Source organism: Aerococcus sp. UMB7834, from assembly GCF_030215145.1.
Classification (GTDB): domain Bacteria; phylum Bacillota; class Bacilli; order Lactobacillales; family Aerococcaceae; genus Aerococcus.
The window spans coordinates 64102-86831 of the sequence record NZ_JASOLI010000002.1 but is presented as its reverse complement, the minus strand read 5'-3'; the positions used below and the strand labels follow the sequence as shown (position 1 = coordinate 86831).

General features: G+C 53.8%; 17 protein-coding genes. All 17 read right to left on the bottom strand.

The features are described from left to right. Nucleotides 1-9: 9 nt before the first annotated feature. Nucleotides 10-714, bottom strand: a complete 705-nt coding sequence (rnc, locus tag QP339_RS01975) for a ribonuclease III (RefSeq protein ID WP_284910188.1) — start codon at nucleotides 712-714, stop codon at nucleotides 10-12. Nucleotides 715-1035: 321 nt separating this feature from the next. Beyond that, the gene (locus tag QP339_RS01970; RefSeq protein ID WP_070617554.1) at nucleotides 1036-1287 is read right to left on the bottom strand and encodes an acyl carrier protein; all 252 of its coding nucleotides are present in this window, start codon (nucleotides 1285-1287) and stop codon (nucleotides 1036-1038) included. 1 nt (nucleotide 1288) lies between these two features. Then, entirely contained in the window at nucleotides 1289-2314 is a 1026-nt protein-coding gene (gene plsX, locus QP339_RS01965) for a phosphate acyltransferase PlsX (protein ID WP_284910186.1), read from the bottom strand. A 49-nt stretch (nucleotides 2315-2363) separates the two neighbouring features. Then, nucleotides 2364-4409, bottom strand: a complete 2046-nt coding sequence (gene recG, locus QP339_RS01960) for an ATP-dependent DNA helicase RecG (protein WP_284910184.1) — start codon at nucleotides 4407-4409, stop codon at nucleotides 2364-2366. Between the two features lie 49 nt (nucleotides 4410-4458). Next, nucleotides 4459-5478, bottom strand: a complete 1020-nt coding sequence (locus tag QP339_RS01955) for an MsnO8 family LLM class oxidoreductase (RefSeq protein WP_070617547.1) — start codon at nucleotides 5476-5478, stop codon at nucleotides 4459-4461. An 842-nt stretch (nucleotides 5479-6320) separates the two neighbouring features. Then, on the bottom strand, nucleotides 6321-7958 hold the full coding sequence (locus tag QP339_RS01950; RefSeq protein ID WP_070619323.1) for a DAK2 domain-containing protein: 1638 nt from the start codon (nucleotides 7956-7958) through the stop codon (nucleotides 6321-6323). 54 nt (nucleotides 7959-8012) lie between these two features. Next, nucleotides 8013-8375, bottom strand: coding sequence for an Asp23/Gls24 family envelope stress response protein (locus QP339_RS01945; RefSeq protein WP_067972279.1), 363 nt, complete (start codon nucleotides 8373-8375; stop codon nucleotides 8013-8015). Nucleotides 8376-9721: 1346 nt separating this feature from the next. Then, the gene (locus QP339_RS01940; protein WP_284910183.1) at nucleotides 9722-11659 is read right to left on the bottom strand and encodes a heavy metal translocating P-type ATPase; all 1938 of its coding nucleotides are present in this window, start codon (nucleotides 11657-11659) and stop codon (nucleotides 9722-9724) included. A gap of 379 nt (nucleotides 11660-12038) precedes the next feature. Then, nucleotides 12039-12227, bottom strand: coding sequence for a 50S ribosomal protein L28 (rpmB, locus tag QP339_RS01935; protein ID WP_067976505.1), 189 nt, complete (start codon nucleotides 12225-12227; stop codon nucleotides 12039-12041). A gap of 79 nt (nucleotides 12228-12306) precedes the next feature. Beyond that, nucleotides 12307-12975, bottom strand: coding sequence for a thiamine diphosphokinase (locus QP339_RS01930; RefSeq protein ID WP_284910182.1), 669 nt, complete (start codon nucleotides 12973-12975; stop codon nucleotides 12307-12309). Next, complete coding sequence (rpe, locus tag QP339_RS01925) at nucleotides 12975-13631, bottom strand: ribulose-phosphate 3-epimerase (RefSeq protein WP_284910320.1); 657 nt, start codon at nucleotides 13629-13631, stop codon at nucleotides 12975-12977. The genes QP339_RS01930 and rpe overlap by 1 nt, the downstream gene beginning before the upstream one ends. 19 nt (nucleotides 13632-13650) lie before the next feature. Then, nucleotides 13651-14541, bottom strand: coding sequence for a ribosome small subunit-dependent GTPase A (gene rsgA, locus QP339_RS01920; RefSeq protein WP_070619310.1), 891 nt, complete (start codon nucleotides 14539-14541; stop codon nucleotides 13651-13653). Then, the gene (gene pknB / locus QP339_RS01915; protein ID WP_284910181.1) at nucleotides 14534-16762 is read right to left on the bottom strand and encodes a Stk1 family PASTA domain-containing Ser/Thr kinase; all 2229 of its coding nucleotides are present in this window, start codon (nucleotides 16760-16762) and stop codon (nucleotides 14534-14536) included. Before pknB ends, rsgA begins: the two co-directional genes overlap by 8 nt. Then, nucleotides 16740-17501, bottom strand: coding sequence for a Stp1/IreP family PP2C-type Ser/Thr phosphatase (locus tag QP339_RS01910; RefSeq protein ID WP_070619305.1), 762 nt, complete (start codon nucleotides 17499-17501; stop codon nucleotides 16740-16742). Before QP339_RS01910 ends, pknB begins: the two co-directional genes overlap by 23 nt. Next, nucleotides 17502-18893, bottom strand: a complete 1392-nt coding sequence (rsmB, locus tag QP339_RS01905) for a 16S rRNA (cytosine(967)-C(5))-methyltransferase RsmB (RefSeq protein ID WP_284910180.1) — start codon at nucleotides 18891-18893, stop codon at nucleotides 17502-17504. Continuing rightward, nucleotides 18868-19824: a methionyl-tRNA formyltransferase gene (fmt, locus tag QP339_RS01900; protein WP_284910178.1), complete on the bottom strand. Its 957-nt coding sequence runs from the start codon at nucleotides 19822-19824 to the stop codon at nucleotides 18868-18870. Before fmt ends, rsmB begins: the two co-directional genes overlap by 26 nt. 8 nt (nucleotides 19825-19832) lie before the next feature. Next, the gene (gene priA / locus QP339_RS01895; RefSeq protein ID WP_284910177.1) at nucleotides 19833-22247 is read right to left on the bottom strand and encodes a primosomal protein N'; all 2415 of its coding nucleotides are present in this window, start codon (nucleotides 22245-22247) and stop codon (nucleotides 19833-19835) included. Nucleotides 22248-22730 lie beyond the last annotated feature (483 nt).

The window sequence follows — 22730 nt, the reverse complement described above, 5'->3', positions numbered from 1 at the left end:
AGCCCCCTTCTACTGGTCTTTCTTAGCGAGTTGGTCTAAGGCTTCTTGGGCCGCAGCTTGTTGGGCGGCCTTCTTGGACTGGCCTTGGCCTTCCCCGATAACTTGGCCGTCGAGTGAAACGGCCATGCGAAAGACCCGGTTGTGGGCCGGTCCGGACTCTTCAAGCAGGTCATAGGAGAGGTTGATTTCACCGTTCTTCTGTAATTCTTCCTGGAGGGCTGTCTTAGGGTCCACTTGGCGGTTAAAGCGCCCAGCCTTGATCTTAGGATAGATATTGTCAGCCAGGATCACTTCGACAGCTTCTAGACCTAGGTCTTTGTAGACTGCCCCACAGACCGCTTCGTAGAGGTCGCACAGGAGGCCGGGACGTTGGCGCCCGCCATTAGCCTCTTCCCCCTTGCCCAGGCGGATCAAGCGGTCCAAGCCTAGTTCCACACAGCGCTTGGACAGGCTCTCTTCGCAGACAATCCGGGCCCGGAAGCGGGAGAGGTCGCCTTCGCGGAGTTCGGGATAGTGGGCGTAGAGGTAATTAGAGACGAGGAGCTCAATCACTGCATCCCCTAAGAATTCAATTCGTTCATTGTCATTCAGGTCTTCGCGCTTCTTCTCATTCACATAGCTGGAATGGGTGAAGGCTGTTTCATAATAAGCCAAATTCTGGATCTCTAAACCGAATTGGCTGGAAAATAAGTCCTTAATCGCATCAAAATTCATACCAATCGCTCGCTTTCTTTTTTGTAATATATTTTTTTTAATTTAATGGTGCTAGTGAGCATCCGTTACGTCTTGAAATTGATCGTTAAAGAGCCGGTGCTGCTATAGCCGTTGGAGCGTTAGCGACTTACGGATATAGTACAAAACGGCGTTAGCCGTTATTGACCCTCTATAATTCAAGGACCAAATTCAACAGCGCAACGGATGCTCACCAGCACCGTTTACAGTTTACACTTACATTTTTTCTATATCTATACCGAAATAAATAGACTAAGCGATGGAATATCCAGCAGGGCTCGGACATTCCATCGCTATCTATCCTCAGGCTTTATCCTCGGCTGAGGGGACGTTATCGCGAATGTAATCGAGGACATCCCCCACCGTTTCGATCGACTCTACCTCATCATCAGGGATCTGGATGCCGAAGATGTCTTCAAGTTCCATAATCAATTCCACCACGTCCAGGGAGTCGGCGCCGAGGTCGTCAGTGAAGGACAGGTCCCGGCTGACGCGTTCGGCTTCCACCCCATAGCGGTCAATGATCATTTGAAAGACTTTTAACTCCACTTCCATCTCAATCTTCCTCTTTCTCTCTTTGGGCTAAAACTGCAAAGTCTTGGGCTAGTTGGTCGTAAAGCTGGCTATCGACCATCTGCCGGGCTTGGAGGATGGCATAGTAGAAGGCATCATCCTTGGCTGAGCCGTGGCACTTAAGGACCGGTTGCTTGACGCCAAAGACCACACCGGCACCAATATTATCGGAGTTGAGGCCCGCAAAGGCGGTTTTGAGGTCTTCTTTGACTAAGAGACCGGCGACCTTACTCTTCCAGGAGGCCGTCTTCAGGGTGTCGGACAAGAGGGTCACAAAGGCCTTGCTAGCCCCTTCCAGGCTCTTGAGAACCATATTGGCCGCAAAACCATCTGCCACGACCACATCGCAAGCATCGTTGAGGACCTCGCTGGGTTCCACATTGCCGATGAAGTTGATGGTCTCTTCCTGGCTGAGGAGCTCATAGGCGGCCTGGGTGAGCTGGTTGCCCTTGCCGGCTTCCTTGCCATTGTTCAAGAGACCGATCCGGGCCTGGTCGATCCCCTTGACCGCCGCCATGTAGGCCGAGCCCATGATGGCGTATTGGTGGAGGTGGGCTGGCTTGTTGTCCACATTGGCGCCTCCATCGATCAGGACCCAGGACTTGTTGAAGTCTGTAAAGCAGGGCATGTTGACTAGGAAGGCGGGCCGGCTAATGCCCTTCATCCGCCCCACCTGCATGAGGGCCCCGGCCATCAGAGCGCCCGAATTGCCGGCTGAGATAAAGGCGTCGGCCTGGGCCTTGCGCACGGCCTTTAAGCCGAGAACCATGGAAGATTTTTTCTTCTGGCGGAGGGCCTTGACGGGTTCTTCTGCTGTCCCAATGACTTCCTCTGCCTCGACGATTTGGAGGTTAGCCGGCAGGGCGTCGGGCAGATAGGCATCTAGGGCCTCCGTCTGGCCGTATAGTTGAATCTCTAAGTCTGGGTATTCCTGGGCAGCCTTGAGAGCGCCTCTCAGAGGAACTTCTGGGGCGTGGTCGCCGCCCATGGCATCAATTGCAATTTTCATTGTTTTCTCCTTTAATCCTTGTTTTGTCTTGCTTCATTGGTCAAAAGGGCTAGGCTTGAACATCCTGGTCCAGGGCCTTGAGATAGGTCAAGAGTTGGGGATAGTCGCCAGCGTGGGTCTCCAGATAGGGCATGAAGTAGCCCACATCCTGGCGGGCGGCTTCGAGGATGGTCGCGTCCGCCAGGGGATCCGCCAGTTTGAAGCTAGGTAGGCCACTCTGCTTGGTGCCAAAATAATCCCCCGCCCCCCGGAGCTCCAGGTCAGCCTGGCTCAGGTAGAAGCCGTCCGTCGACTGGGTCATGATGGCCATCCGTTCACGACCGTTCTCGGTACGGGGGTCGGCAATCAGGACGCAATAGGAGGGGGCATCCCCCCGGCCCACACGCCCGCGCAACTGGTGGAGCTGGGCCAGGCCGAAGCGGTCAGCGTCCAGGATTATCATAAAGGTCGCATTGGGGACATTGACCCCGACCTCAACCACCGTGGTGGCCACCAAGACCTGGCTTCTTCGCTCCTGGAAGTCAGCCATGGCCTGGTCCTTCTCCTCATTGGACATTTTACCATGGAGGAGGCCCACCTGGAAGCGGCCCGCAAAGTAAGTGCAAAAGCGCTGGTAGATCTCTTCAGCGTTCTGGGCTTCCTGGGTCTCCGATTCCGCAATCAGGGGGCAAATAATATATGCCTGGTGGCCCAATCGAAGCTCCCCTTCCAATTGGTCCAGGGCCGTCTCTTCCTGGCTGGGACGCAGCCAAGTCGTGGTGATGGGCTGGCGGCCGCTGGGCAGATCTTTGAGCTTGGAGACGTCCATGTCGCCCATGGTGGTGATCTCCAAGGTCCGCGGGATAGGGGTTGCCGTCATGTAGAGAACATTGGGCAGGGCCCACTTGCCCTTCTCGATCAAACGTGCCCGCTGCTTGACCCCGAAGCGGTGCTGCTCATCGATAATGATGAAGCCGAGCTGAGCAAAGTCGACCTCGTCCTGGATCAGGGCATGGGTCCCAATCAAGAGGTCTAGGTCTTCATTGGCCAGGTCTTCAAGAATCTGCCGGCGATCGGCGGCCTTGGTCGACCCCGTCAGACAGGCCAGCTTAAGGTCAGAAGGCAGGAGGCTCTGGGCCGACTGGTAGTGCTGGTCGGCAAGGATCTCTGTAGGTACCATAAAAGCCCCTTGGTAGCCTCCGTAGACAGCCGCCATTAAGGCAATGAAGGCTACGACCGTTTTCCCGCTCCCCACATCCCCCTGGAGGAGACGGTTCATCTGATAGGGTTGGCGGAGGTCAGCGCAAATCTCATTGACCACTTCTTTTTGTCCCTGGGTGAGTTCGAAGGGAATGGACTGGATAAAGCGGACCAGGGCCTGGTTGTCGTAAGCGATGGCAATGCCTTGTTCAGACCGGCGCTTGACTTGCTTCCGCCATTGGATGCGGAGGATATAGAGGAAGAATTCCTGGTACTTGATCTGGTAGCGGGCCTGGCGGGAGGCCTCCCCATCCGCTGGAAAGTGCATCCACTCCAGGGCTTGGCGGTGGGTCACTAGGCCATATTTCTCCCGCAATTCATCGGGCAGGACTTCTTCAATCTGGTCAGCGTAGAGCTCCCAGGCCTGGCGGATATAAGTCACGAGCTGCTTCTGGGACAGGCCGGACGTCAGCCGGTAGACCGAGGCTTGTTCGCTCAGGTCATCGGACTGGGCCAGGTCAATAATCCGCTGGCCAATCATCTGCTGGCGGTTGGCGTCGAACTTGCCGTAGACCACCAAGTCCTCCCCTACCTTGACCTTGTCCTTAAGATAGGGCTGGTAGAAGAAGACCACCCGCAAGACCTCGTGCTGGACGGCCAGGGTGAAGGTCAGCCGGCTGCCCTTTTTGCCGCGAAAATAATCGATAACGGCGGGCGTTGTGACCCGGCCCATGACCGTCGCCTTCTGCCCGTCTTCTAGTTCGGCCACATCCTTCACCGATAAGTCCTCATAGCGAAAAGGGAAGTGGTAGAGCAAGTCCTTCACCGTTACAATTCCAATTTTTTCCAGGCGCTCGGCCGTCTTAGGACCTACCCCTGGGATCTTTGTCACCGGATCGGAAAGACTTGACATCATGCTTCACTTCCCTTCTAAATATTCTTCTTTAATTTTAACATAAATGGCCTTAAATCACTATCTCGCTCAAGATTTCCAACAATTGTTTGCGGTAAATGTGGGCCGGCAGTTGGTTGAGCACCATGAATTCGTCGCAGTCCAAGCGCTTCTTCAAGCTCTGGAGCTGGCTGGCCACCTGTTTGGGCGTCCCGACGACTTTTTGGTTCTTGTTCTCCCTCAAGAGGGCTTTTTCTCGCTGGTCAAAGGGGAAATCGGCAGCATCATCGACCGAGAGGAGCTGGTAGACCGACCGCTTGTCGAACTTGAAGGCTAGGCTCCAATAGTCAACTGCCGTCTCCAGGGCGGGCAGGAGCTTCTCATCATAGGCTGCTACCACATATAAGGACACAATGACCCGGGGCTGGCTGAAGAAGGCGGAGGGCTCAAAATTAGCCCGGTAGTCGGCAATGGCCCGCTCAGCTTCCTTAAGGTCGCTGTTGATAAAGAGGCCATAGTTCAAACCAAAACCCATCCGCGCTGCTGCTTGAACATTGTTGGCACTCCCAGCTAGGATAAAGAGCTCAGGCTGGTCCCCCACCCGGTGGGGAATCAAGAGCCGGTTGGCATAGGGGTGGCCAGGCGGAAAGGAATTCGCCAAGAAAGCCGCCGTTGACTGGAGCTTCTCCTCATAAGTCAAGTCAGACTGGAAGAATTCCCGGTCCAGGATGTCATTCATGGCATCCCCAGATCGGCTCTTGCCTAGGCCTGCATCGACGCGGTTGGGGTACATGGCCTGGAGGGTGCGGATCTTCTCCGCCATCTGATAGGTCGACTGGTTATTGACCATGGCGCCCCCAACCCCTACCCGGATCTGCTCGGTCTTTGAGGCAAAGTGCGCCGTCAGCAAGAAAGGACTCGAGCTAAAGATCGACGGTGTGCTGTGGTGCTCCGCAAACCAGTAGCGTTTTAGCTGGAGCTGGTCCGCATACTGGATCAACTGGGCCGAGCTATCAAAAGCATCCGCCGCCGTCGTGTCCTTGTCCCGGGGAATAAAATCCAAAATCCCAATATTCGTCTGCTTGCCGTTCATTCCAACATTCCTCCCACGCCCACTAGCCACAAGCACTGGGCTCTGCAATTTTCCTCATTAAGGTTATTATAACACTAAATTATAGTTAGCCTACAAGCATTTCCCCTCCTGCCTATCCAAGGGCTGGCCAAAGCAAGGCAGGGCCTATCAACTGAGCCGATCACCGGAAAGTCTTTGTCCCGAAGTTTTGGGGGATTTGTACAGATTTTGTATTTACAAAGAAATAAATGGTTGATTAAGGCTGTGCTGATGAGCATCCGTTGCGCTGTTGAATTTGGTCCTTGAAAAGCCGTGGCACCGGCTCGAGCCTTGGTCTCTCGCCTAGCAAATCTCAAACGGCTCGTAAGGCTTGCGCCAACGATCCGTAATTCGCTTTACTTGCTCTTCACGGCTAAGGACCAACTTCAACGCTCCACTTCTGCTCAGACTTAACCCGCAAAAAATATTGCATACCTATTAAAACTAAAACTGAAAAATTTAAAATCTCACTACTCAAACTTTAGAATGCATCATGAATCAATATTGTCTTTCCATAATTTGTCCAAGATATGTCTTTACTTGTAATAATCATCAACAATGCCATGCTCAGCAGCATACCTTACTTAAATAGCACATGCCTTTTTATTTTTTAAAATCATTTTTTGAAAGCAGACTCATTATGATCAATAAGATAAACAAAAAAGGTCCCACCTCAAACGGCAGAACCCTCTTTAGCAGCACCATTTACATTGACACTGCTTTTTTCTCCATCTATTGAAATGGGAGATTTTTGTTTTTTCGTAATAAAATTTATTAAGCAACTGGCAAATTTTACTTTACCATGCTCATAAGGTACTATCCTCCTATTCCACCGAAATCAAATAAGCATAGACCGGTTGCTGGCCTTCGTGGACTTCCACTTCGATGTCCTCGTGCTTGGCTTCGACTTCCTCTGCCAAAGCCTCTGCTTCGTCTTGGCTTACCCCCTCGCCGAAGAAGAGGGTCACGATTTCGGAATCCTCATCCAGCATGGCCTCAACGGTTGCTAGGGTTTGGGCTTTTCGGTCAGCTTGGCTGCTGATGATGTCGCCGTCGACGATGCCCATGTAGTCGCCTTCCTTAATGGTGAGGTCGCCAATCTTGGTATCGCGGACAGAGGTGGTGACTTGGCCAGACTTGACATAGGCCAGTTCGCTAGTCATGGCTTCCGCATTCTCATCCAGGCTGGCTTCTGGGTTGTAGCCTAACATGGCCGTCAGACCTTGGGAGATGGACTTGGATTCCACCACGCGGGCGTCTTGGTCCAAGATCTCCGCCGCCTGCTTGGAGGACATGAAGATGTTCTTATTATTCGGCAAGATCAGATAGCTTTCCGCGTTGACTTCTTGGGCCGCCTTGACAATGTCTTCCGTCGATGGGTTCATGGTTTGTCCGCCATTGATGACCTTGGAGACGCCCAGACTCTGGAACATGTCCTGGATACCTTGGCCAGCTGCCACCGCAATCACGGCAATTTTTTCCTTAGGCTTGGCTGGCGCAGAGGCTTGGGCCTTGCCTTCGAGGATGGTGTCGTGTTGGAGGCGCATGTTGTCGACCTTGATCTTAATCAACGAGCCAAATTTTTGCCCATATTCGAGCACTTGGCCGGGGTGTTCGGTATGGACGTGGACCTTGACCACTTCTTCGTCGTTAACTACCAGGAGCGAGTCGCCCAGGTCGTTGAGGAAGTTGCGGAAGGTCTCATAGTCGAAGCTGTCGGTAACAGTTTCCCCTTCGCCCAATTTGACCATGATCTCCGTGCAGTAGCCATAAGTGATGTCTTCATTGGACACGGCATGGGAGGTCTTGAAGAAGTTTTCTTGGTGGGCCAGTTCCGTCACATCTGCTTGAGACATGCCGACCTTGTCATCGACTTCGATCTTTTCACCCTTGAGCGCTTCTAAAAAGCCGGTGTAAATAATGAAGAGGCCTTGGCCCCCACTATCGACAACGCCCACTTCTTTGAGGACAGGCAGGAGGTCTGGCGTCTTGATCAGCGCTTCCTCCGCCCCCTTGTGGACTTCTTCCATGACATGGATAGGATCATCCTGCTGTTTGGCGGCGGCCATCCCCGCTTCTGCTGCCTCGCGCGCCACGGTTAAGATGGTCCCTTCCACTGGTTTCATCACTGCTTGGTAGGCTGTTTCCACCCCATGGTTAAAAGCATCCGCCAGGTCTTGGCCGGAGAGGACTTCCTTCTCCTCGCAGCCCTTGGCGAAACCACGGAATAACTGCGACAGGATCACGCCGGAGTTGCCCCGGGCGCCCATCAAGAGTCCCTTGGCGAGGTCTTGGGCTACCTGACCGACATCTTGGGCATTATTAGTCGTCACCAGGTCGCAGCCTGAAGTGAAGGAAAGGCTCATATTCGTCCCTGTGTCCCCATCTGGAACCGGGAAGACGTTCAAGGAATTGACATATTCCGCCTGGTCTTCGAGGCGCTTAGCCCCTACCGAAATCATATTTTTTAACTCTTTTGCATCTATCGAATTCACATTAAACCTCCTCAAGCTTTCCTAGTCGACATCCGTTCGAATGCCTTGGACAAAGACATTCACCACGTTGGCAGAGAGGCCTAGGACCTTCTCCAACTCAAACTTCACAGAACTTTGGACGTTACGACAAATTTCGGAGATCTTAGTACCATAGTTCACGATAATATAGACATCTACAACCACGCGTTGGTCTTCACTGTGGACCACCACGCCGCGCGCATAGTTTTCTCGGTTGAGAATTTCTTGGATGCCGTCACGAATTTGATTCTTCGAGGCCATGCCGACCACGCCGTAGTTTTGGGTGGTGGCCTTGCCGACTACCATGGCAATGGCTTCGTCACTAATTTCAATTTCACCATGTTTTGCTTCCATTTTTACTGTCATCTAAAAAGCCTCCTTATAGATATATGAAGCTATTAATTTAAAAAATCCTTATGAATAGTGTAACGGATTCAAAGCACAATTTCTACACATTCTCTCTCATTATACTATATTCTTTAGCTAAATTATGTAAATTAAGATATTTATTATTTAAAAAGCTGGTAAATCGTAAATATAGGTTGCTTAATAGTAATTGCGAGTGAGCATGCGTTGCGCTTTTGAAGTTGGCCCTTGAAGAGCCGTGGCACCGGTTCGAGCAGCTTCAGCTCTTGGAGCGGAGCGACTTAGAGATGAAGTTCAAGGCTGCGCCAGCAGCGTTGCTACCTTCTTCTCACCTAGCGAGCTTCAAAGAATTAGAGTGCGACAAAAGTCGGTTAAGCCTGAACCACTGGAGCAAAATCTAGAAGAGCCTTGCTAAAGGCTCGCCTAGATTTTGTGAAGTGGAGTCAGGGTTGACTTTTGGAGCAGGTTTGGGTCCGTACGGTTTACGCCTACGCCCCGTAATTCGCTTCTAGTCGGGTTCGGTCTGGCAGCTTTCGTGTCACTTCACAAGTCCCCGCCGCAGTCTTGCAGACTGCTCTGGTGACTTGCTCCAGTGAACGAAAGCTAACCGCCAGCCCTCTCACCCTGCTTAGTCGGGTTCAGGCTAGCAGAAATAGCTCCTCTTCACAAATAGCCGCCGAAGACTTGCAGTCTTCTCTGTCTTTTGGCTCCAGAGCTCTATTTCTCCCGCTAGCCGTCACACCCTATCCTTGCTAATTCATGGCTAACGATCACTTTCAAGCTCCACTCCTGCTCAAATCTTAACTCTTCTATGACCTTAATTGTGCTAGGCATTTTCAATCGCGAGAAATACAAAAGCTTATCTTAAATGATAAGGCAATAAGAAATCGAGATTTTGCCATTTCCTTTGAGCAGTGGCGGGTTCTTGAGTCGATATTGCCACTTCCTTTGAAAAAAGGCAGCTTCTAAAGCTGATACTGCCAGTTCCTCTGAGAAGTGGCAGCTTCTCGTGCCGATACTGCCAGTCCCCTTGAGAAGTGGCAGCTGCTCAAGCCGATACTGCCAGTCCCCTTGAGAAGTGGCAGCTTCTCGTGCCGATACTGCCAGTCCCCTTGAGAAGTGGCAGGTTCTCAGTCTTTATGGTCAAGAATGTTAGTGATTTGTCCGTTTCTATTTTTGAGAGCCCCGTCTGGCTTCCCTTCACTCCCACCGTCAAAAAAGCGAACGCTAGTCATTCACAAGCGTTCGCTTTTCATTTTTATTTCAAGCAATGGATAAAGTACGGCTATTGATTTGTGAGCCGCAGTGGAGCTTGGCTGTCCACCAGCATCCTTTTATTCGCCCGCTTATTTAAACTCACGTGGGGTCAGTAAGAGGCGGAGGGCGTTAATAATGACGAGGATGGTGGACCCTTCGTGCATGATGACGCCAATCGCGATGTCCATCTTGCCAAGGAAGTTGAGGGTGACCAGGGTTAGCACGACCAGCATGGAGAAGGCGATGTTTTGCCAGGTGATCCGGTCCATCTTCTTGGCTAAGTGGTGGGCGTAGACCATCTTGGAGAGGTCGTTTTGCATGAGGACCAGGTCAGCTACGTCCATGGCCACGTCCGTTCCGTCCCCCATGGCCACGCCCACATCGGCCTTGACGAGGGCGGGTGCGTCGTTGACCCCATCCCCTAGCATGGCGGTGGTGCCGAAGCGGGTCTTCTGGTCCGCCACAATGCTGGCCTTGTCTTCGGGCATGACATTGGCTACTACTTCCTGGATGCCGATCATCCGGCCCACTGCTTCCCCGGTTAATTTGGCGTCACCGGTGATCATGGTGGTGTGGATACCTTCCCGGTTAAAGTAATCGATGGCTTCCTTGGCCGCTGGGTTGGGCAGGTCCATGAGGGCGATCAGGCCGACCACTTCTTCATTGACCGCCATGTAAACCACGGTCTTGCCTTCTTGGCCCAGCGCTTCTTCTTTGGCCTTAAAGTCTGCCTTGACTTGGTCGAAGGAGGAAGGCTTGCCGATCCGGTAGGCCTGGCCTTGGTAGTTGGCTGACAAGCCCCGTCCCAGTTCGTTTGCAACAGTTAAAACAGGTGCAGTCTGGGGCGTGAAGTGCTTGAGGATGGCAGTAGCTAGGGGATGGTTGGATTCCTTTTCCATGGCAACAAGGATATCGACCATGGCCGCTTCATCGACCGAGGCATCGAAGTAGGCATCGGTCACGCTGGGCTTGCCGTAAGTTAGGGTACCCGTTTTATCGAAGGAGATGGCCTTGAGCTCAGCGACCTTGGAGAGGTAGGCCCCACCCTTGACCAGGACCCCTTTTTTAGACAGGTTGGAGATGGTGGACAGGGTCGCGGGCACGGCGCTAGCAGCCAGAGCACAAGGGGAAACGGCGATTAGGTAGACCATGCTCCGGTAGAAGCTCATCTCCCAGGTCCAGCCGAAGATGTAGGGACCGGACAGGAGGACGAAGGGGAAGAGGAGGAGGACAAAGGTCACATACTTGGGTTCCAGGCGCTGGATAAGGCTGGCGGTCTTGGTCAGACTGGACTGGGACTGGTTGACCATGTCTAGGATCTGGGCGAAGACTGTCTCTGAACTGTCCTTGGTGACCTCCATGGTGAAGGTCCCGGTCCCGTTGATGGTCGAACCGAAAACCTCGTCACCCTCCCCCTTCTCCTTAGGCATACTCTCGCCATTGATGGAAGATTCGTCAACCGTGGTCAAGCCCGACAGGATGACCCCGTCAGTTGGAATCTGGTCGCCATTGAGGACTTTCAACTGGTCGCCCACCTTCACCTGATCGACAGGAACCAGCTGGGTCTCGCCATTGGCCAAAATCAAGCGGGCCTCTGTTGGGTTCATCTGCAGGAGATTGGTAATCTCACGCTTGCTCTTGCCGTCCACATAGTCTTCCAAGAAGTGGGCCCCTGCAAAAATCACAATCAAGAGCGCCCCTTCTTCGAAGTTGCCAATGGCCATGGCACCGGCCGTAGCTAGGGCCATGAGGAAGTGGATATTGGGTAAGAATTTCTTATTTTCGAGACTCTTGCGAATGGTATCGCCAAAACCTTCGAGAATAATATGGTAGCCAGCGGTCACAATCGCCACTGTGAAGGCTAGGTTGGCATAGGCTAAGCCCCGGGCCTCCAGGAATAGGCCGACAAAGAAAGCTGCTAAGCCGACAAAGTACATGATAACCGGTAACTTGCCGTCATGGTCGTGCTGGTCTTCATGGGCCGCCCGGGCTGCCTGCCCTTGGACCTCTAAACTTTTTTCAGACATTTGATTTTCCTCCTTAAATCGCGATTATATGAATATTTGTTCATCTATCAATCAAAGGCTTACATGAAATCTTACTCATTCGTAATCTTATTATAATTGAACGACTTTTCATATGTCAACCCATTTAAGGGGAAAAATTAGATAAAAGAAAAAGACAAAGTGTCCATGATGCACCAGTTTCACTTATAACATTGTCGATGAGCTGCTGGAACACTAGCGACTTACGGATATAGTACAAAACGGCGAAAGCCGTTCTTGGTCCTCCAAGATTTAACGATCAAACTCAAGACGGAACGCATGCTCACCAGCACCATTTAATTTTAAGCACAAAAAAAGAAGCCGAGACCACAATCCCAGCTCCATTTTTTATTTATAAGTCTTAGGCACGCTTAACAAGACCTGATTTGATAGCACGAGCTGACGCCCATACACGTTTAGGTTTACCGTCTTCAATAATACGAACTTTTTGTAAGTTTGCTTTAAATGAACGTTTTGAAGCGTTTAAAGCGTGAGAACGGTTATTTCCTGTTTTTGCTTTACGACCTGTGAAGTAGCATTCTTTAGCCATTATGTCATCATACTCCCTTCGTTCAAAAATCATGTACCAAACAATCATAGCATAAAGTCCAGTCCCTCGCAAGATTTTTTTACCGCCAAGCATCCCGGCTCTGGATCACCAAGAGACGCCCCGAAGTAAAGCTCAGGGTCATGGTCGACACATCGGGCAGGAATTCGTTGGAGATAAAGGCGCGCGGGGTGGTCATCTGGTAGTTGTCCAGGGTATAAACAACCTGGTTCAAGGTCAAGTCCGCCACCGGTCCCAGGCCAATAAAAGACAGATACTTCTTATCGGGCTGGCGGTCGACTTGGTGGTCACCGGGCAAGAGGAAGCCCAGGCTGTTGTAGGGGTCTTCGAAGGTCAACTGCTCGAGAATCTCCCGGTAGCGATCCTCGTAACCCAACCAGACCATGCTCAGGGTGTGGTCCAAGCGCCCACCGAGAAAGCCCAAACACCGGATGGTCCCCTGCCAGTTCATCTTTAAGAGATAGTCCAGAGCTTCCTCCAAGTCGGTGGCGTCCTTCATGGCGGGCAGTTCCACCACTTGCTTGGCTTTTGAACAAATCCATGCCTTCTCTTCCGCTGTCACCGAATCGAAGTCACCAAGGGCCAGGTCCAAGGGCATGCCGGCTTCTAAGAGTCGACGGGCTCCCTTGTCCACCCCCAGGCAAAAGTCATCCGGACCCAGGTCCAGGCTCTCCAGCCACTTGGCATCCAAGTCCCCGCTCCCCACCAGCAAGGCTTGCGCATGACTCATTAGATCACCGCTTCTCTCAGGGAAAGGATGGCTTTTTTCACATCTTCTTGGCCGTAGACATAGGAGCCAGCGACGAAGACATCCGCCCCCTTGTCGTAGCAGGTCTTGATGGTCTGGTCTGTGATCCCGCCGTCGACTTGGATCAGGAAGTCCAAGCCTCGTTCATCGCGGATTTGGGCCAGCTGACTGATCTTATCGGTCACTTCAGGCAGGAAGGCCTGGCCGCCGAAGCCGGGGTTGACGGTCATCACAAGGACCATGTCAACTTGGCCTAAAACCGGCTCCACCAAGCTTACAGGATCAGCAGGATTCAAAGCCACTGCTGCCTTCATGTCCTGGCCGTGGATCTTTTGGATCAGGGCGTGGAGGTGCTGGCTAGCATTGGCATGGACGGTCATCTGGTCCGCGCCTGCTTCAGCTAGGCTGTCCACATAGTCTTCGGGCCGGCTGACCATGAGATGGCAGTCGAAGAAGAGCTTGGACTTGGGACGGAGGGCGGCGACAATGGGTGCCCCAAAGGTTAGATTTGGGACATAGTGGCCGTCCATGATGTCGATATGGACCCAGTCGGCACCGGCTTCCTCAATCCGTTTCACTTCACTCGCAAAGGCTGACATGTCAGCGCTGAGAATAGATGGGGCAATTTTCATTTGGATTCCTTCTTTCATATAGTTTCTAATACTTGGGTTTACGCTTGGCGAGTTCGTCCAGGAGCTGGCAGTAGGAGGTATAGCGAGATTCTTCAATCTCCCCTTCCGCTACCGCTGCCTTGACCGCACACTTGGGCTCCTTGAGGTGGAGGCAGCCGCGGAACTTGCAGGCGGGAGCATAGGCGGCGATATCTGGAAAACACCCCGTCAGCTCGGCCGCTTCCATGTCCGGCAGGTCGATAGAGGAGAAGCCTGGGGTATCCAAGAACTTGCCCCCTAAGAGGTCATGGAGCTGGACATCCCGGGTGGTATGCCGGCCCCGGCCCAGGGACTTGGAGACTTCTGCCGTCTCTAAGTCAAGTTCGGGCAAGAGGCGGTTGAGGAGTGTCGACTTGCCCACCCCCGACTGGCCCACCACGACCATGGTCTGGCCCTGGCTAAAGCTTTCCAGGTCAGCTAGGTCCAGGGCATCACTTTGGAAGACCCGGTAGCCAATTTTTTCATAGAGGGCCATGAAGTCTGCCACTTCCGCCCGCTCGTCTTCTGCTAAGAGATCCAGCTTGCTGAAATAGAGGACCACCTCGATGCCTTCATAGGCCAGATAAGCCAGGAAGCGGTCCAAGAGCTTGGGCGAGATGCTGGGTTCCTTGACTGAGACCACGAGGAAGGCCAGGTCAACATTAGCCACAGGGGGCCGTTGGAGCTGGTTTTTGCGTGGCAGGACCTCTGTGATCAGGCCTTCCCGGTCATGGTCGGCGATAAAACGCACATAGTCCCCGACTAAAGGGCTGGTCTTAGTCTTTCGAAATTGGCCCCGAGCCCTGGTTTCATAGCGTTGATGGCTCTGAGCTTCTTCCACATAGTAGAAACCGCTCAGGGCGTGGACAATCTGTCCTTGGTAGTCTGTCTTAGTCACTGGCTTTCACCCGGTTTTCTATAATGGTACGGCCGTCCCGGACCACCTTGAAGGAGGCGATGTCACCTTCCACGGTTTCAAAATCCAGAGTATAGGAGGTATCCCGGGAAATGGTGAAGCTGTCGGCAGGACTGGCATAGGAATGGTTGTAGTCATCAATGTAGATCTCAATATGGTTCTCACCACGGGCCAAGAGCGGCTGGTCCTTGGTCCACTCACTGGCTTGGACCCGGGTCCAGACAGGCCAGGTCCGCCATGACTTGAAGAGGGCGGTCGGTTCTGCCAAGTTGCGCAGGCCGACCGTGCTGTCATTGCGGCGGTCTTGGCGGGAGTGTCTGGAGGAACTGGAGCTGGATGATGACCGGCTCTCCTCTTCTTCCTCTTCCTCGCCCTCAGCTGGATCGCTGTAAGGGATGGTGATGGTGTGGGAGAACTGGACGGTGGCTGGCTTCTCAGGGCCTAGGGAAAGGACCACAGACAGGCTGTCACCGGCTTGGACCTTGGTCGAAGGCGAAGGGTTTTGGCGGATGACCCGGCCTGCTTCCACTTGGTTGGAATACTCACTGGAAGTGGTCAGGTTAAGACCAATCGAATCCGCATAAGCCTGAACTTCGGACTGGGTCTTCCCAGCCAAGTCTTGGAGGCTAAAGGTCTCCTTCCCCTTGCTGACCTTGAGTGTCACCGTGGTCCCTTTGACCTGGACTTCCTGGCCTGAGCCTGGGTCCTGGTCCACCACATGGCCGGACTTGATCTGGTTATCATAGACCTCTTCCTTCTTCACCTTGAAGCCCTCATCTTCTAGCTCGCGCTTGGCCTCGTCAAAAGGCTTGTCGCGGTAGTCCTTGAGGGTGACCTTCTTGGGACCGGTAGAGACATAGAGGTCAATCTCAGCATCTTCCTTGACCCGGCTGCTGGCTTCCGGATCGGTCCGGGTGACCCGGCCATCCTGGATGTCTTCCGAACTTTCCTCCTGCTGGTCCCCTACCCGGAGGCCGGCTTCTTGGATCAGCTGGACGGCTTGGTCGGGGGTCATCTTGGCCACATCGGGCACTCGGACCCGGGTCATGGCCGAGTAAACGGTCACTGACAGAAGCAGGAGGACGACCAGGGCACTGGCTACTAACCAGCGCGGCAGGGACTGGAGCTTGGCCCAGATGCCCTGGGACCGCGTCTTTACAGTCCGGTCCTCAGCTGGGGCAGGACGAGGCCCTTCTGACCGCTTAAGATCTGACGCTTCCACTTGGCTTGTCGAAGTTGTCCCCGAAGTCGCCCCGGCAGTGGGCAAAACCAAAGTCTGGTCCAGTCTGTCAGCCTCTGCCTGAGCGTCCAAGTCTGGCTTGGCCAGGATAATGGTCTCAGCCGCTAAGCCCGAGCCATTGACCAAGGGCACTTCTAGATTTTCGGCATCCAGGGCGGTCGCTAGGTCCTCGGCCATGTCCCGGCAGCTCTGGTAGCGGTCGCTGGGGTCCTTAGCCGTGGCCTTGTAGATCACATTTTGGATGGAGTTGGGGATATGGGATCTTTCCGCGTCTAAGGCGGGCAGGTCCTCTTGGAAGTGCTTGAGGGCGATGGAAACCGCCGACTCCCCATCGAAGGGCACATGGCCCGTCAGCATCTCAAAGGAGACAATCCCCAGGGAATAAATATCCGACTGGGCCGTGGCCAAGCTCCCCCGGGCCTGTTCCGGCGAGAGATAGTGGACCGAGCCAATGATAGTGGAGGTTTGGGTAATGGAAGTTTCCGTCGAAATAATGGCGATCCCAAAGTCCATGATCTTCACGGTTCCATCGGCCTTGACCATAATATTTTGCGGTTTGAGGTCACGGTGGACAATACCGTGGTCGTGGGCGCACTGGACCCCGTCGAGGATCTGCAGCATGATAGCCTGGTAGGTCTGGGGCGAGATGGGATGGTTGTCGCGAATATAGGTCTTTAAATCCTTGCCGTCGACATACTCCATAACAATATAATTCTCCCGCTCCTTGTCCCCGATATCATAGACGTCCACAATATTGGGATGGTCGAGTTCGGTAATGGACATGGCCTCGCGCCGAAAGCGGCGGATAGAGTCCGTTTCATCATCTAAGTCTAAACGTAAAAATTTGATGGCAACTTGTCGCTCGAGGATGTGGTCAAAGGCCAGGTAAACATTGGCCATCCCACCGGAACCGATATGACTTAAGAGCTCATAACGCTCATCAATGAGCTGCCCGATTCGCATACTCGTCGCTCCCCTCAATCCGTGCCAAAATCACTGAAATATTATCCTTGCCCCCGGCTTGGTTGGCCGCTTCCACCAGACGTTGGATGGACTCGTCCAGGTGGGGATAGTGGTCAATGATGGCTAGGATATCCTCATCTGCCAACATATCACTCAAACCATCTGAGCAGAGGACAAAGACATCATCCGGATAGAGGTGGAGCCGGTCGATATCCACATAGAAGTCCGGCTTGACGCCCAGGGACTGGGTGATGATATTCTTCTGCGGATGGGCCTTGGCCTCCTCTTCCGAGATCATATTGAGGTCCAGGAGTTCTTGGACATAGGAATGGTCCTTGGTAATCTGCTTAATAGCCCCGTCCCGGATCTGATAGGCCCGGCTGTCGCCAATATGGGCAATGGTCGCCTCCCGGTCCATCACGGCAATGGCCACCACGGTCGTTCCCATTCCTTCTAGGTCATGGTATTGCTGGGACTTCTCGATCAAGCGGTCATTAGCATCTTGCAGGACCAGCTGGAACCAGTCCCTGGCCCGCTGGTGGGTCATATCCACCGTCTCCTCCCAGGCCTTACCCACCTGGAAAAGGGCCATCTCACTGGCCACATCGCCCGCATTCTGCCCGCCCATGCCGTCGCACAGGATCAGCAGAGCTTGGTCGGATTGGTTATAAAAATCCCCCAGCTGGTCTTGGTTCTCCTTTCGCTGGATGCCGATATCCGTTAACTTCGCTACTTCCATCTAATCACTTCCCTCTGTCTCCTTTCTAAAGTTGGCAATAAAAAAGCCATCGCTGGAATAATAATGGGGTAAGATTTCCAAACACCCCTGGGCTGTCTGGGCACGCTGGAGCGCCGCTTCTTTGACGGGCACGGCTTCGAGGGCCATCTCTGGATGGCGGTCGAGATAGGCGGCCACGACAGCTTGGTTCTCTTCTTCTGTTATTGTACAGGTACTATAGGTCAAAAGGCCAGACTTTTTCAAAAGAGGGGTGACTTCGTCTAAGATGGCCACTTGGATGGCCTGGAGGGCGGTCAAGTCCGCAGCCTCCTTGTGGTAGCGGGTGTCCGGCTTGCGACGGAAAAGGCCCACCCCCGAACAAGGCGCATCGACTAAGACCCGGTCCAGGCTCTCTGCTTCAAAATTCTGACCCAAGTGACGGGCATCCTGGCTGGCCACTTGGACCCGGTCCCGGAGCCCGGTCCGCTCTAGGTTCTCTTCGATCAAGGGCAGCTTAGCGTCTTGGATGTCATAGGCATAGACCTGGCCCTGGTCCCCTACTGCCTGGGCTAGCTGGACGGTCTTCCCGCCCGGAGCTGCACACGCATCGAGAACCCGGTCACCCGCTTGGACGTTGAGGGCCTGGGCTGCCAGACTGGCTGACTCATCCTGGATGGTGATCAGCCCCTGCTTGAAGGCCTGGCTGTTGGCAGGATTGCCCTTGGTCACCCGGTAGCTGGAAGCATTAATGGGGCTGGCTTCGAGCACATAGCCTTCGTCTTCCAGGCCTTGAATAATCGCTGCCGCCCGATCCGAATCTAGGATGCGGATGGCCGTGGCTGGTGCCTGGTTGAGGGAGGCCATCAAGTCTTCAGCCTCTTTTCCGAAGCGGTCCCTGAAGTAGGTCACCCAATAAGTGGGGAGGCTATAGCGAAGGGAAGCGACTTCCACTTCACTGGCCGCTTTTTCCCCAATAAAGGTCTCCAGGTCAGGATACTGGCGGAAGCTGTTGCGGAGGACCCCATTGGCAAAGCGGCCCAGGCTGGCATTGCCCCGCTTCTTGGCGATCCGAACCGCCTCATTGACGATGGCGTGTTCGGGAATAGCATCCAAGTAATAATATTGATAATAACTTAAGAGAATCAGCTGCTTGAGCCATTTCTTCACCCGGTTGGGACGTTTGACCATGTGGCTGAAAAGGGCCTCGAGCGGGATCTGGTACTGGAGGGTCCCATAGACTAGCTGGGTATAGAGGGCCTGGTCACGTGGGACAACGGCTTGGTCCTGGATAGTCTGGCTAACGACATGGTTGACATAGGCGCCCTCCTGGAAGACTGCCGTCAGACTTTCCATGGCCTGGTAGCGGGCGGACTGCTTAAGAGTTGGCTTATTCGAAGCGGTCGTTGACGTCAATATGGCCAGCCCCCCCATTAATGAAACTTGCGCTATCCATCTGCTTCTTGCCATTAGGTTGGATTTCTAGGACATTGAGGACCTTGCCGTCGCCCGCTGCAATCAGGAACTGGGCCGGTTTCTTCTTGATCCCAATAACGGTTCCCGGGGCCTGGTCGGTCGTTTGGTCAGCTAAGACCTCGGTCCGCCAGAACTTCCAGCGCTGGTCCTCATAGAGGGCATAGGCACCTGGCCAGGAGTTGAAGGCCCGGATCTTGTTGTGGATGGCCTGGGCAGGTTCTGTCCAGTCGATCCGCTCCTCAGCCTTCTTGATATTGGGCGCATAAGTGGCCTGGTCCTCATCTTGTGGGACCGCTTGTAAGTCCCCGGCAAAAAGGGCCGGCAGCTTGTCGATTAAAAGCTCAGCCCCCAGGTCAGCCAGGCGGTCAAACATTTCCGCCACTGTGACCTGGTCGTCGATTGAGGCTTTAGCCTGGGCTAGGATAGGGCCTGCATCCATGGCAGGGACCATCTGCATCAGGCTGACACCCGTCTCCTGGTCGCCCTTCCAGATGGCATAGTGGATGGGCGCCCCACCCCGATACTTAGGAAGCAGGCTGGCATGGACATTGACCGCCCCGTACTTGGGTGCTTCAAGCAGGCTTTGGGGCAGGAATTGCCCATAAGCCGCTGTCACTAAAAGATCCAGCTCTGCTTGGTCAAAGAAATCAGCAATTTCTTGGTCCGAGGCAATGTGTTCAGGCTGGAAGATTTTAAGGTCGTGGGCTAGGGCCACTTCCTTAACGGGTGTTGGGGTCAAGCGCCGCTTGCGGCCCACCGGACGGTCCGGCTGGGTCACAACTGCGACCACTTGGTAGTCGGGCTGGTCCAAGAGGGCTTGTAAACTTTTTACAGCAAAATCTGGGGTGCCCATAAAGACAATATTTTTCATAGTACCTCCTAAATAAACGTCATCGGTTCAACATCAATGGCAATATAGACTTGTTTCTTGCTCCATTCCTGGGCCATGGCCTGGATTTCCTTGAAGGTCTGGTCCAAGCCGTCGAGCTGGCGGTATTGGAAGAGGAGCTGGAAATAATAGCGGTTCTTGAGCCGGGCAATGGGCGCCTGGCTGGGACCAAGTATCCGCGTGCCCTGGCCCTGGTCATAGGACCTGAGCAGGCGCGATAGCCGGCTCATGGCTAGCTGGGCCTCCCGTTCGTCGAAGTGGGAGACGGTCAGGCGGATGGTGTAATAATATGGGGAATAATGGTTCATCTTACGGAAGGCCATCTCCTTGAGATAGAAGCTGTCATAGTCCTGGGTCTGGGCCAGCTGGATGGCATAGTGGTCGGGGTTATAGGTCTGGATAAAGACCCGGCCCGGCAAGTCCCCACGTCCAGCCCGACCGCTGACCTGGGTGAGGAGCTGGAAGGTTTTTTCGCTGGAACGGAAGTCGGGCAGGTTAAGGGCCGTATCGGCATTGATAACGCCCACCAGGGTAATATTGGGGAAGTCCAGGCCCTTGGCAATCATCTGGGTGCCCAAGAGAATATCGGCCTCCCCGGTCTCCACCTTCTTCAAGAGCCGGGCCGTGCTCCCCTTGCGCCGGGTGGTATCATTATCCATCCGCACGAGATTGGCCCTGGGAAAGAGCTCCTCAATCTCTTCTTGGACCCGCTCCGTCCCCGTCCCGAAGTCCCGCAGGTGCTGGTTCGAGCAGAGGGGACAGCGCTGGGGCAGGTGGATGGAATAGCCGCAATAGTGACAGTCCAGCGACTGGGCCTGGTAATGGTAGGTCAAGCTCACGTCGCAGTGCTCGCACTTGAAGACATAGCCGCAGTCCCGGCACATCATATAGGCCGCATAACCGCGGCGGTTGAGCATAAGCGCCACTTGTTGGCCCTGGTCCAAGGTCTCCTGGATAGCATCCCGCAGCTTACGGGAAAATTGATAGTAATTCTTATGGCGGAATTCCTCGCGCATATCCACAATCTCCACCTGAGGCAAGGGCTTCTGGTTGGCCCGCTGGCGGATGGTCAAGAGCTGGTAGACCCCGTTCTGGGCCCGGGCCCGGGATTCCAGAGATGGCGTGGCCGAACCCAAGACTAAGGGACAGTGGTGGTAGGCCGCCCGCCACTTGGCCAGGTCCCGGGCATGGTAGTGGGGTTGGTCAGCCTGCTTGTAGCTGGTCTCATGTTCCTCATCAATAATAATAATGCCTAAATTCTCTAAAGGAGCAAAGATGGAAGACCGGGCGCCCACTACGACCTGGGCTTCTTGGCGTCTGATCCGCCGCCACTCATCGAATTGCTCCCCCACTGAGAGCTGGCTGTGGAGGACCGCCACCTGGTCGGCAAAGCGGCCTTTGAGATGGCGGACCATCTGGGGGGTCAGGGCGATTTCAGGAACTAGGAGCAGGGCCTTTTGTCCCGCTTCAAGGGCCTTCTGGATGAGCTGGAGGTAGACCTCCGTCTTCCCACTCCCAGTCACCCCCTGGAGGAGGAAGACCTGGTCGGATTGGGCAGCCATAGCCTGGCTGACCTGGTCATAGGCCTGGGCTTGCTCAGGTAAGAGAGGCAGGGGCTTGGTCGCTTCAAAGTCGCTGTCGGCCAGGGGATCGCGGCGGACCTCCTGTTCATAGACCTTGAGCCAACCCTTGCGCTCCCCAGCTCGGACCGTCTGCATGCTGAGGTCATAGTCCTCCCGCAGCGTCCGTGTGGGCAGGGACTTACCCTCGAGTTCCATAAGCAGTTCACAGAGGAGGACCTGCTTGTGGGCCGTTTTGGACAGGCCGGCATGGACTTCCTCTAAGTCCTCCCGGTCCAGGAGGGGTTGGATCCAGTTCTCGGTCTTGACCCGCTTCTGGTCTTCCACCCGGTATTCCAAGCTCAGCTTGCCCTGGTCCTTGAGCTTGAGCAAGTTTTTTAAATGGCCGTCCTGGTCAGCTTGGGTCCAGGCATAGGCCTCCTTGTCGGCAAAATAATACTGGTGGTCGAGATAGGGCAAATTTTCCGTAGGCCGGAAGTACTTCTCATACTTGACCTTGAGCAGGCGCGGGAGCATGGCGTGGTAGCAGGTCACCAAGAAAGAAAAATAATGGTCGGCCATATAGCGACCCAAGTCCAAGAATTCCTGGTTGAGGACAGGCACATCGTCCAAGAGGGCAGTTAGGGGCCGGAGCTCCCCCTCATAATCGCTAGCGGAGACCAGGTCTAGGACATAGGCTTGGACTTCTCGGACACCAAAAGGCACCTCCACCCGCATGCCAGGCTGAACGAGGCCAGCCAGCTCTTCGGGGATAGCATAGTCATAGGCTTGGTCGGTTTGTTGGGTCGGGACGTCTACAATGACACGTGCAATGGATTCGCTCACAAAATCCTCCTCTCTCTAATTACTCTTCTCTTCCATTTTAAACGATTCAAGGCCAGAAACAAATTTTTTCGTTGGGGAATATATTTATAATTGTATAAAAATGATGTAAACACGAATGGTGGGCTTGAGCATCCCTTCCGTCTTGGCTTTATAACAGATTAACGAAAAAATTAACAAGTAATTCAAATATGAAAAAAAGCTGGATGGGATTTCCAGCTTCTGTATAAAGGTCGAAGTGTTTGAAAAAACGCTCTGGGAATGGGCTTGACTGACCCTAACTTCAATCATAAGCCACACTTAGAGCCCTCATTTGAGGGTTGAACGTTAGCAATCCATACTGTCGGAGTCTATTTGTGGCTTGCAACTTGCTAACCCACATTGTTAGGGTCTTATTGTGGATTGAGCGATGGCAAGCCACACTCGAAGGGGGCAATTGTGGATTGGCCACAAACCCTCACACCCTTAGTCAGGTTCACAAAGGCA